Annotated in this window: 13 protein-coding genes; all 13 read right to left on the reverse strand. The window is 63.9% G+C overall.

Translation table 11 applies throughout. From position 1 onward, the window contains the following. Positions 1 to 7: 7 nt before the first annotated feature. On the reverse strand, positions 8 to 343 hold the full coding sequence (gene rplV / locus ACMNAY_RS09305) for a 50S ribosomal protein L22 (protein ID WP_394960465.1): 336 nt from the start codon (positions 341 to 343) through the stop codon (positions 8 to 10). A gap of 20 nt (positions 344 to 363) precedes the next feature. Then, the gene (gene rpsS, locus ACMNAY_RS09310; RefSeq protein WP_058965300.1) at positions 364 to 636 is read right to left on the reverse strand and encodes a 30S ribosomal protein S19; all 273 of its coding nucleotides are present in this window, start codon (positions 634 to 636) and stop codon (positions 364 to 366) included. Between the two features lie 15 nt (positions 637 to 651). Then, positions 652 to 1,482, reverse strand: coding sequence for a 50S ribosomal protein L2 (gene rplB / locus ACMNAY_RS09315; RefSeq protein WP_394976961.1), 831 nt, complete (start codon positions 1,480 to 1,482; stop codon positions 652 to 654). Between the two features lie 98 nt (positions 1,483 to 1,580). Then, a complete protein-coding gene (gene rplW, locus ACMNAY_RS09320; protein WP_394976959.1) occupies positions 1,581 to 1,874 on the reverse strand; it encodes a 50S ribosomal protein L23 in 294 nt (97 codons plus the stop codon). Further along, positions 1,874 to 2,497, reverse strand: a complete 624-nt coding sequence (rplD, locus tag ACMNAY_RS09325) for a 50S ribosomal protein L4 (RefSeq protein ID WP_394976957.1) — start codon at positions 2,495 to 2,497, stop codon at positions 1,874 to 1,876. The genes rplW and rplD overlap by 1 nt, the downstream gene beginning before the upstream one ends. A 14-nt stretch (positions 2,498 to 2,511) precedes the next feature. After that, positions 2,512 to 3,144 carry a 50S ribosomal protein L3 gene (gene rplC, locus ACMNAY_RS09330; protein WP_394976955.1) on the reverse strand — a complete coding sequence of 211 codons (633 nt, stop codon included), beginning with the start codon at positions 3,142 to 3,144 and terminating at the stop codon, positions 2,512 to 2,514. Between the two features lie 154 nt (positions 3,145 to 3,298). Beyond that, a complete protein-coding gene (rpsJ, locus tag ACMNAY_RS09335; protein WP_330055782.1) occupies positions 3,299 to 3,610 on the reverse strand; it encodes a 30S ribosomal protein S10 in 312 nt (103 codons plus the stop codon). 493 nt (positions 3,611 to 4,103) lie between these two features. Next, positions 4,104 to 4,730 (reverse strand): hypothetical protein, encoded by a 627-nt coding sequence (locus tag ACMNAY_RS09340; protein WP_418719181.1) that lies wholly within the window; start codon positions 4,728 to 4,730, stop codon positions 4,104 to 4,106. An 88-nt stretch (positions 4,731 to 4,818) separates the two neighbouring features. Continuing rightward, the gene (locus tag ACMNAY_RS09345) at positions 4,819 to 6,570 is read right to left on the reverse strand and encodes an Rqc2 family fibronectin-binding protein (RefSeq protein WP_418719182.1); all 1,752 of its coding nucleotides are present in this window, start codon (positions 6,568 to 6,570) and stop codon (positions 4,819 to 4,821) included. Positions 6,571 to 6,634: 64 nt separating this feature from the next. Further along, positions 6,635 to 7,267: a hypothetical protein gene (locus ACMNAY_RS09350; protein ID WP_394978192.1), complete on the reverse strand. Its 633-nt coding sequence runs from the start codon at positions 7,265 to 7,267 to the stop codon at positions 6,635 to 6,637. A 13-nt stretch (positions 7,268 to 7,280) separates the two neighbouring features. Further along, positions 7,281 to 8,027, reverse strand: coding sequence for a Nif3-like dinuclear metal center hexameric protein (locus ACMNAY_RS09355; protein ID WP_418719183.1), 747 nt, complete (start codon positions 8,025 to 8,027; stop codon positions 7,281 to 7,283). Next, on the reverse strand, positions 8,014 to 8,712 hold the full coding sequence (locus ACMNAY_RS09360) for a class I SAM-dependent methyltransferase (protein WP_418719184.1): 699 nt from the start codon (positions 8,710 to 8,712) through the stop codon (positions 8,014 to 8,016). The genes ACMNAY_RS09355 and ACMNAY_RS09360 overlap by 14 nt, the downstream gene beginning before the upstream one ends. Further along, the gene (locus ACMNAY_RS09365; RefSeq protein ID WP_177521652.1) at positions 8,699 to 8,899 is read right to left on the reverse strand and encodes a DUF1858 domain-containing protein; all 201 of its coding nucleotides are present in this window, start codon (positions 8,897 to 8,899) and stop codon (positions 8,699 to 8,701) included. The genes ACMNAY_RS09360 and ACMNAY_RS09365 overlap by 14 nt, the downstream gene beginning before the upstream one ends. Between the last annotated feature and the right edge of the window lie 13 nt (positions 8,900 to 8,912).

Genomic DNA, 8,912 nt, shown 5'->3' on the forward strand with positions numbered 1-8,912 from the left:
CTCCTTCTTACTCTTTCTCTTTCAGAACCACGGTGACATGGCTGGTGCGCTTCAGCACGTGGAACGCGCGGCCCTGGGCGCGGGGACGGATGCGCTTCAGGGTGGGGCCGGGGGTGACAAAGCACTCGGCCACGTACAGGCTGTTCTTGTCCATGTTGTGATTGTTCTCCGCGTTCGCGGCAGCAGATTTCACCAACTTCAGAAGGGGCTCGCAGGCGGCCTTCGGGGTGTACTGCAGAATCGCCAGCGCCTTGTCCAGAGGCTGGTTGCGGATCAGATCCAGCACGACCGAAACCTTCCGGGGGCTGATGCGGGCGTATCTAAGATGTGCCCTAGCTTCCATTGCTTTACTCCTCCTTTTGCTTACTTACCGGTCTTGGAGCCGGCATGGCCCTTGAAGGTACGGGTGGGGGCGAACTCGCCCAGCTTGTGGCCAACCATATCTTCCGTCACATAAACGGGCACATGCTTGCGGCCGTCGTGCACCGCGAAGGTGTGGCCGACGAAATCCGGGAAAATGGTGGAGGACCGGCTCCAGGTCTTCAGGACCCGCTTCTCGCCGGCGGCGTTCATTTCCTGAACGCGCTTCAGCAGAACAGGCAGGACGTAAGGTCCTTTCTTAACACTTCTACCCATGTTCGTTCTCCTCTCTTAACCGTTGGCGCGCTTGACAATGAACTTGTCAGAGCGGTTATGATGCTTGCGGGTCTTGTAACCCATCGCAGGCTTGCCCCAGGGGGTAACAGGGCCGGGACGGCCAACAGGGCTCTTGCCTTCGCCGCCGCCGTGGGGGTGGTCGCAGGGGTTCATGACGGAACCGCGGACGGTGGGCCGCCAGCCCATGTGGCGCTTACGGCCGGCCTTGCCGAGGTTGACGTTCTCATGATCCACGTTGCCGACCTGGCCGATGGTGGCGATGCAGTTCAGGGGCACGTTGCGCATCTCGCCGCTGGGCAGACGGATCAGGGCGTAGCCGTTCTCCTTAGCCATCAGCTGAGCCATGTTGCCGGCGCTGCGCACCAGCTGGCCGCCCTTGCCGGGGTACAGCTCGATGTTGTGGATGATGGTACCAACGGGGATGTTGGCGAAGGGCAGGGCGTTGCCGGGCTTGATGTCGGCGCTGGGGCCGGCCATCACGGTGTCGCCCACCTTCAGGCCTTCAGGAGCCAGGATGTAGCTCTTGACGCCGTCGGCGTACTCGATGAGAGCGATGTGAGCAGAACGGTTGGGATCGTACTCCAGGGTCTTGACAGTGGCGGGCACGTCAAACTTGTTGCGCTTGAAGTCGATCACGCGGTACTTGGTGCGGTTGCCGCCGCCATGGTGGCGAACGGTGATGCGGCCGGTGTTGTTGCGGCCGGAAGCCTTCTTCATGGGCTCCAGCAGGCTGCGCTCGGGCTCGACCTTGCTCAGCACGCTGTAGTCGGTAACAGTCATGCCGCGGCGGCCCGGGGTAGTCGGCTTGTACTTTTTGATAGCCATTGCGGTATTCTCCTTTTTGACTTATGAATTGTTATCGGGGTCATATCCCCATACGCGAGCCTTGCTCAGGCTCAAAGGAGCTGCCTTCGAAGAGCAGCTTAGACCATGCTCTCGAAGAAGTCGATGCCCTTGCTGCCCTCTTTCAGGGTGACAATGGCCTTCTTGCTGGCAGCGGTGTAACCGCCGTGCAGGCCCTGGCGGCGCCAACGGCCCCGCACGTTGATGGTGTTGACCTTCTCGACCTTCACGCCGAACAGCTTCTCGACCGCGTCGGCGATCTCGATCTTGTTGGCATCGGTGGCCACTTTGAAGGTGTACTTCTTGTTGGCAACGCCCATCATAGAGTTCTCGGTAATGACGGGAGCCAGAATGATGTCATGTGCAGTTTTCATCAGCCCAGAACCTCCTCAAGTTTCTTGGCCGCGTCCACGCTCAGGATGAACTTGTCGGCGTTCACGACGTCGTAGGTGTTCACGCTGGTGGCGACGGTGGTCTTCACGCCGGGGATGTTGGCGGCGCTCTTGACCAGCTTCTCTTCCACGGCGGGGGTGACGATCAGGTTCTTCTTGCCGGCGCCCACAGCGCTCAGCATGCTGACCACGGCCTTGGTCTTGTACTCGGCCACGCTCAGGTTGTCCACCAGGATCATGTCGCCGGCAGCAGCCTTGGCGCTGATGGCGCTCAGGATGGCCAGACGCTTGACCTTGCGGTTGATGCGGTAGCTGTAGTCACGGGGCTTGGGGCCCAGGGCAACGCCGCCGTGAGTCCACTGCGGGCTGCGGGTGGAACCCTGACGGGCATGACCGGTGCCCTTCTGACGCCAGGGCTTGCGGCCGCCGCCGGAAACCTCGCTGCGGGTCTTGGTGCTCTGGGTGCCCTGCCGCTGGTTGGCCAGGAAGTTGACCACGGCGGCGTGAACAGCCTTCTCGTTGGGGGTGATCCCAAACACGGCGTCGGAAAGCTCTACGGTGGAAACTTTCTTGCCGTTCATATCCAAAACGTCAAATTTTGCCATTGTGCTTTCCCTCCTTACGCCTTCACGCTATCGCTGATGCAGACCACAGCGCCCTTGGGGCCGGGGACCGCGCCTTTGATGGCGATCAGATTATTTTCGGCGTCCACCTTGACGACCGTGAGGTTCTGGATGGTGACGCGCTCAGCGCCCAGATGACCGGGCAGCTTCTTGCCCTTGAACACCCGGCTGGGGGTGGAGCAGGGGCCCATGGAACCGGCGTGACGGGAGACAGGGCCGGTGCCGTGGCTCTCGCGCAGGCGATGGCCGTTCCAGCGCTTGATGGTGCCGGCGTAGCCCTTGCCCTTGCTGACGCCCACGACGTCGATGTGGTCGCCAGCGGCGAACACGTCGGCCTTCAGGATGTCGCCCACGTTCAGGCCGCTGATGTCGGCCAGACGGAACTCGCGCAGGGTCTTCTTGGGGGCGACGTCCGCCTTGTCAAAGTGGCCCTTGGCGGGCTTGTTGACCTTGCGGGCGGCGATGTCGCCGAAGCCCAGCTGCACGGCCTGGTAGCCGTCGCTCTCGACGGTCTTCTTCTGCACCACGGTGCAGGGGCCGGCCTCGATCACGGTCACGGGAACGACCTTGCCGCTCTCGTCGAACAGCTGGGTCATGCCCAGCTTCTTGCCGATGATACCTTTTTGCATTTTCCTTTTCCTCCTGTAAGGTTATTGGTTGACGCCGTGAGTAACTTTGGGCGCCAACATGACCTCTCCGCTTTGAGTCTTGAGCGAAGTCTCACTGGTTGCCTTCGGTCAGCAGTTGGCAGCTCGTTGGCCGCCCTTACTGATTATAATAGGCTCACAGCTTGATCTCGATCTCGACGCCGGCGGGGAGCTGCAGGCTCGTGAGAGCCTCGACCGTCTTGTTGGACGGCTTCAGAATGTCGATCAGACGCTTGTGGGTGCGGCTCTCAAACTGCTCACGGCTGTCCTTGTACTTGTGAACAGCACGCAGAATGGTGACCACTTCCTTGTCGGTGGGGAGGGGGATCGGGCCGGACACGCGGGCGCCGGTGCGCTTCGCGGTCTCAACGATCTTCTCCGCAGCGGCATCGATCAGCTGGTGATCGTAGCTCTGCAAACGAATTCTGATTTTCTCCTTGACTGCCATTTTGTTCGCCTCCTGTTAAATTTGGTGCCTAGGCGGACCGATAAACCACTGAACACTGCTCCGGGTGTTTCACATTTTGGCACGAGAAAAGCCGGTGAACCGCTAGGCAGTTCCCCCGGACAGACCTGTGGCAAAGTGCGATGGACATTGGTACACCGCGCAGACGGCACCGTGTACGTATCCCTTTGCTCTCAGTAATTCTTTCGCCCGGTTCTAGATCGGACATACTCCGCGGAAAAAACCCGTGTTGCCACGGCAACCTCCCGCATCAACGCATATCATGGCTTGCGCAGCTTGGTACACAAGCCATTTGCAGCCGAGTGTTATTGTAACACACACATCCGGGTGTTGCAAGACCTTTTTGTAAAAAAAATCGAATTTTCCAAAAAAAATTCTCTGTTTTGTTCAATGCCCTTTCGGGCCGGAAAAACGCCGCAAAAAACGGCGAGAAGGGCTGTTTTTTTTGCGGCGTTCCGGGTGCCCGGACGGGCAATCAATAGTAGAAGTTGTTGTGGTAAAAATTCGCGCTCACCGCGACGGCGATAAACACGAAGATCAGCACATAGAGCACCACGACGATGGCGTAGAGGATGAGGTTCGCCCGGGCCCAGTTGCGCTTGGAGAGCTTGGTGCCGCCGCCGAAGGCCCACACCAGCAGCACGATGAAGCCCACGATGGGGATGGCCGCCACGATGCTGCTCCACAGCCACTCACCCATGCCCACGGTGGGGCTCAGGGGGGCGGAGGGAGGCGGCGGGAAGCTGCCGGGCTGGGGCGCGGGGCCGGGCTGCGGCGCGGGCGCGCCCTTCACCGGGCCGGCGGGACCGCCGGGGCCGGCAGCTCCGGGGCCGCCCGCCGGGCGGGCGTAGGCCGGCACCTGATAACGGGGCGGGGGCACGCTGCCGGGCACGGGGCCGGAGACCGGCGGCTGGGGCGCGGGCGCCTCAGGGGCAGGCGCTTCGGGCGCGGGGGCAGCCGGAGTCTCGGGGGCCGGGGCGGGGCCGTCCTTCGGGCCCTCCACGGGAGCTTCCGGCGCGGGGGCCGGAGTCAGCAGGCATCCGCAGGCGGAGCAGGCCGTCGCGTCGTCGGGCAGAAAAGCGCCACATTGTTTGCAGTACATCTCATTCACTCCTTCCGGGGTATGGGCTGTTCCGCCGCGGGGGCGGAACGGTTCGTTTTTATCAGTATAGCAGACCGGCCGGAACTTGTCACCTGTTTTGCGGCAACGCCAGCCGCTCGGCCAGGCCGGGCTCCGGCGTGATGTAGGCGGTCTCGTAGCTTTCGTAGAGGACCATGCCCGGGCGCAGGTCGCCGGTCTTTCGGATGTTCTTGACGAAGGTGTAATCCACCGGCACCTTCACGCCGCCAGTCAGGCTGGAGTGGATCACCGCCAGCTGGGCCGCCTCGTTCTGGGTGGCCAGGGGAATGTCCTTCCCTTCGCTCATCACCACCGTGTGGCTGCCGGGGGCGTTCTTTACATGGAACCACAGGTCCTTGCCCCGGGCGGTGTGAAGGGTGAGCTTTTCGTTCTGGAGGTTGTTGCGTCCCACCAGAATGAGGAAGCCGTCGGAGGAACGGTAGCGGTAGAAGTCGGCGGGCTTTTGCTTTTTGTCCCTTACCTTATAATACTTCAGATACCCCTGGCCCTTCAGCTCCTGGCGGATCTCCCCCAAGGCCTGCTCGCCGGGGGCGGACTCCACCTCGTAGAGCACGGTGGCCAGATACTCGATCTCCTGCTCGCCCTGCTCCAGCAGCTTCACCAGCATTTTGGCGGCGGTCTGCTTTTTCTTGTAGTCCTTGAAATACTTCTGGGCGTTGCCGCTGGCGGAGAGACGCACGTCCAGGGGGATGGTCACCGGCTGGCCGTCGTAGTAGTTGGTGACGGTAACGCTTTTTGCACCCTTTTCCACCGCCCAGAGGTTGGCCTGCAGCAGCTCGCCGTACAGGCGCAGCTGGTCGGCCTTGCCGCTCTGGGCCAGCTCCTCCTTGCGGGCCGCCTGTTTGCGCACCGCCCGCTCGTGGAGGTTCTTCACCGTCTTGTGCAGGTCCCGGCTCTTCTGGCGCAGGCGCTCGGCCCGGTCCTTGCGGCAGTAGTAGGCCTCCAGCATCTCGCTGAAGCTGTCGTAGAATTGCAGCCGTCCCTCGCCGTACTGGGTGAGGGCGGTGAAGCTGAACTCCATGGGCTTGCCCTCGTCGTCGGCGGCAAGGCAGGGCTTGCCCCCCGCCAGCCGGTCGGCGTGGATGGAGTCAAAGGCCGCCGTCAGCGCGGCCCGCTGCCCCTCGTCCAGTTCGCTGGCCAGCAGGGCGGTCTCGCCGCCGGAGGCACGGAACGCCGCCTCCCGCAGCACCACCGGCCCCACGCCGGCGCAGCTTTTGATGAGCGCCTGGTGCAGCGGCAGGTCCAGCTTGCAGGCGGTCTCCACCAGCTGGGCGGAGGTCATGGAGCAGAAGTCCGTCTTGGCGGGCTTTGCGGGCAGCGTGTAGGCAAGGCCCGGCAGCAGCTGGCGGATGTCGGAATCCTCGAAATCCACCCGCTTGAGGGCGTCGATGATGCGGCCGTTCTGAGTGAGCACCAGGTTGGAATAGCGGCCCATCAGCTCCACGGCCAGCACGTTCTCCACCAGGTCGCCCATCTCGTTGGTGCACAGGAAACGCAGGAACACCAGCCGGTCCCCCGGCTCCACCTCCAGGGCGGTGAGCCGCCCGCCGGTGAGATGCTTGCGCAGCAGCATGCAGAAGCTGGGCGGCGTCTGGGGGTTCTCAAAAGTCTCTTTGGTCAGGCAGATGCGGGCGGAGCCGCTGCGGGCGCTGAGCAGCAGCTTGAAGGTGTCGGTGCGGGTGCGCAGGGTGAGCAGCACCTCGTCCCGGGTGGGCTCGAAGATTTTGTCAATCTTCGCGTCCAGCAGTGTGTTTTTCAGTTCGCCGGCGGTCAGAGCCAGCAGGGCGGCATCCAGTGCCATGGGTCTCACCTCTCATGAAAAAGGCCGTGCCGGGCGGCACGGCTTGCTTGGTTTGGGTCGTTTTTCAGCGGCTGCGCAGCGCCGCCTCGGCGGCGTCCACGTCGGCCAGGCCGTAGAAGGCCAGCGTCACCGCGCGGGTGTGGCTGTGGCCGTTGTGCCAGTAGTGCTCCACCTGCCCGTTGGACAGCACCAGATCGCCGGTGCCGTCCTTGTGGTAGAATTTCTCCACGCTGGCCACCGCGTCCAGATCCCAGGCGGTGACCCGCCCCCGGCTCACGGTGATGGCCCGCCGGGTGGTGATGCCGTAGACCGTCTGGCGCAGGCGGCTGCCGGCGCCCAGGCCGGGGAAGAACAGCTTCAGCCCCACCAGAATAAAGGGGATGCCAAACAGCGGGAAGATAATTCCGAACAGCCCGCCCACGAGGAGCGCCTGCAGGGCGTTCACTTCCCAAAAGCAGGCAAAACCCAGGAACACCGCGGCAAACAGCTTTTGCATGCCGCCGCCGGGCCCGTGGAGTTTCAGCGGCCGGCCATGCCAAAGCAGCTGCTCGCCGGGGGCCAGCTGACGTTCCAGCAGCGCCAGCGCCTGGTCATCAGACTGCGCCGGGGCAGCCTGCGGCGCCTCGTCGGAGGGGGCGTCCCCCTCGAACATATCCTCGTTGTAGCCAACGGAAGCTCGGTCTTTCTCCTCCCACATAACGGCCTCTCCTTTATAAATAGGTAAAGGGCTCCTTGTTGCGGCGGCTGCACAGCACCCGCACCCCGGCAAACCGGCGGGACAGTTTGTCCGCCAGCACCGGCACCACCGGGAACTCGGTGGCGTAATGCCCGGCCACGATGAGGCTCAGGCCAAGGCGCTTTGCGTCCAGCGCGTCGTGGTGGCCCGCCTCGCCGGTGAGCAGAGCGTCCGCGCCGGCGGCCACCGCCTCCTCGATGAGGTGGTCGCCGCTGCCGCCCAGCACCGCCAGAGTGTTGATGGGCCGGCCGGCGTCCACATACTTCACCTTCGCGTTCAGGGTGAACTGGCACTGGGCCGCCAACTGGGCGGCGCTGACGGTGCGGATCTGGCCGATGCGGCCCATGCCGCCCTCGGCGAAGCCCCTGGCCCCGGTGACGCCGAACAGCTTGCAGAGGATGTCGTTCACGCCGCCCTCCGCCGCGTCCAGATTGGTGTGGGCGCACAGGCCCGAGATATTCTTTTTGATCATGCGGAAGGGCACGTCCGACCGGCTGATGCGCTTCAGCGGGTGAAAGATCACCGGGTGATGAGCCACGATGAGCTGGCAGCCCTGGATCTCCGCCTCGGCCACCACCTCCTCGGTGATGTCCAGCGCCACCAGGATGCTGGTCACGTCCGCGCCGCAGTCCACCAGAACGCCCACGTTGTCCCACGAGGCGGCTTTCTCCCGCGGAGCCAGCTGCTGCATGAACTGGAGTACTTCCTCAACTTTCGCCATGTTCCGCTCCTTGCGGGCGGCGCAGCTGTTCATCCAGCGCTGCCGCCTCGTTCCATTCCGGGCTGCCGGGCTCGAGGCCCCGCAGCACCTTTTCCACTTTTTGGGCCAGCTGAGCCTCATAGCCCGCCGCCCCCGGCAGGTCCCGCCAGCGGCCGAACATACATTCCGTCCAGTCCGGCCGGCGGGCTTCGCCGGTGTACACCGCGCCGATGGCGGCGTACCAGCGGCCCGCCGCCAGGGCAAGCCGCTCTTCTTCAATGTCAAAGCCCTGCTCCCACAGCCACCGGCGCAGCACCGGGGCCTTTGTGGCGGGAACGCAGACCAGCCGCGTCCCCGGGGTCTTCACCCAGGGCGCGGCGGCAAGAATGTCGATGGTGGTCTTTGCGCTCACACCGGCCAACAGGATGGTGTCCGCCTCGCCGGCCTTCAGCACCGAGAGCCCGTCGCCCAGACGCAGCTCCACCGCCCCCTCGCAGCCGTAGCGGCGGCAGTTCTCTGCCGCCGTTTGCAGCGGGCCGGGGCGCAGGTCGGCGGCGATGACGTGCTTGGCGCGGCCGGTCAGCGCAAGAAAGATGGCCAGCTTGCCGTGGTCACAGCCGATGTCCGCCACGGCGGAGCCGGGCTTCACCAGCTGCGCCGCCGCGGTCAGCCGCGCGTCCAGCCGGGGCGCCTCAGGCGTTGCCAAAGTGAGCGTTCAGCTTGGCCACCAGCTCGTCGGCGTCGGTGCCGTGCACGGCGCAGGCCTGCTCGATGGTCTCGCCGCGGCTGGCGGGGCAGCCCAGGCAGTGCATACCAATGGCCAGGAACAGAGGAGCCACGGAATTGTCGGTATCCAGAATGTCGCCGATAACGGTCTGACGGGTGATAGTCATAAAAAGGTCCTTC

It is taken from the genome of Candidatus Allofournierella merdipullorum (assembly GCF_048426865.1).
Lineage (GTDB): Bacteria > Bacillota > Clostridia > Oscillospirales > Ruminococcaceae > Allofournierella_A > Allofournierella_A merdipullorum.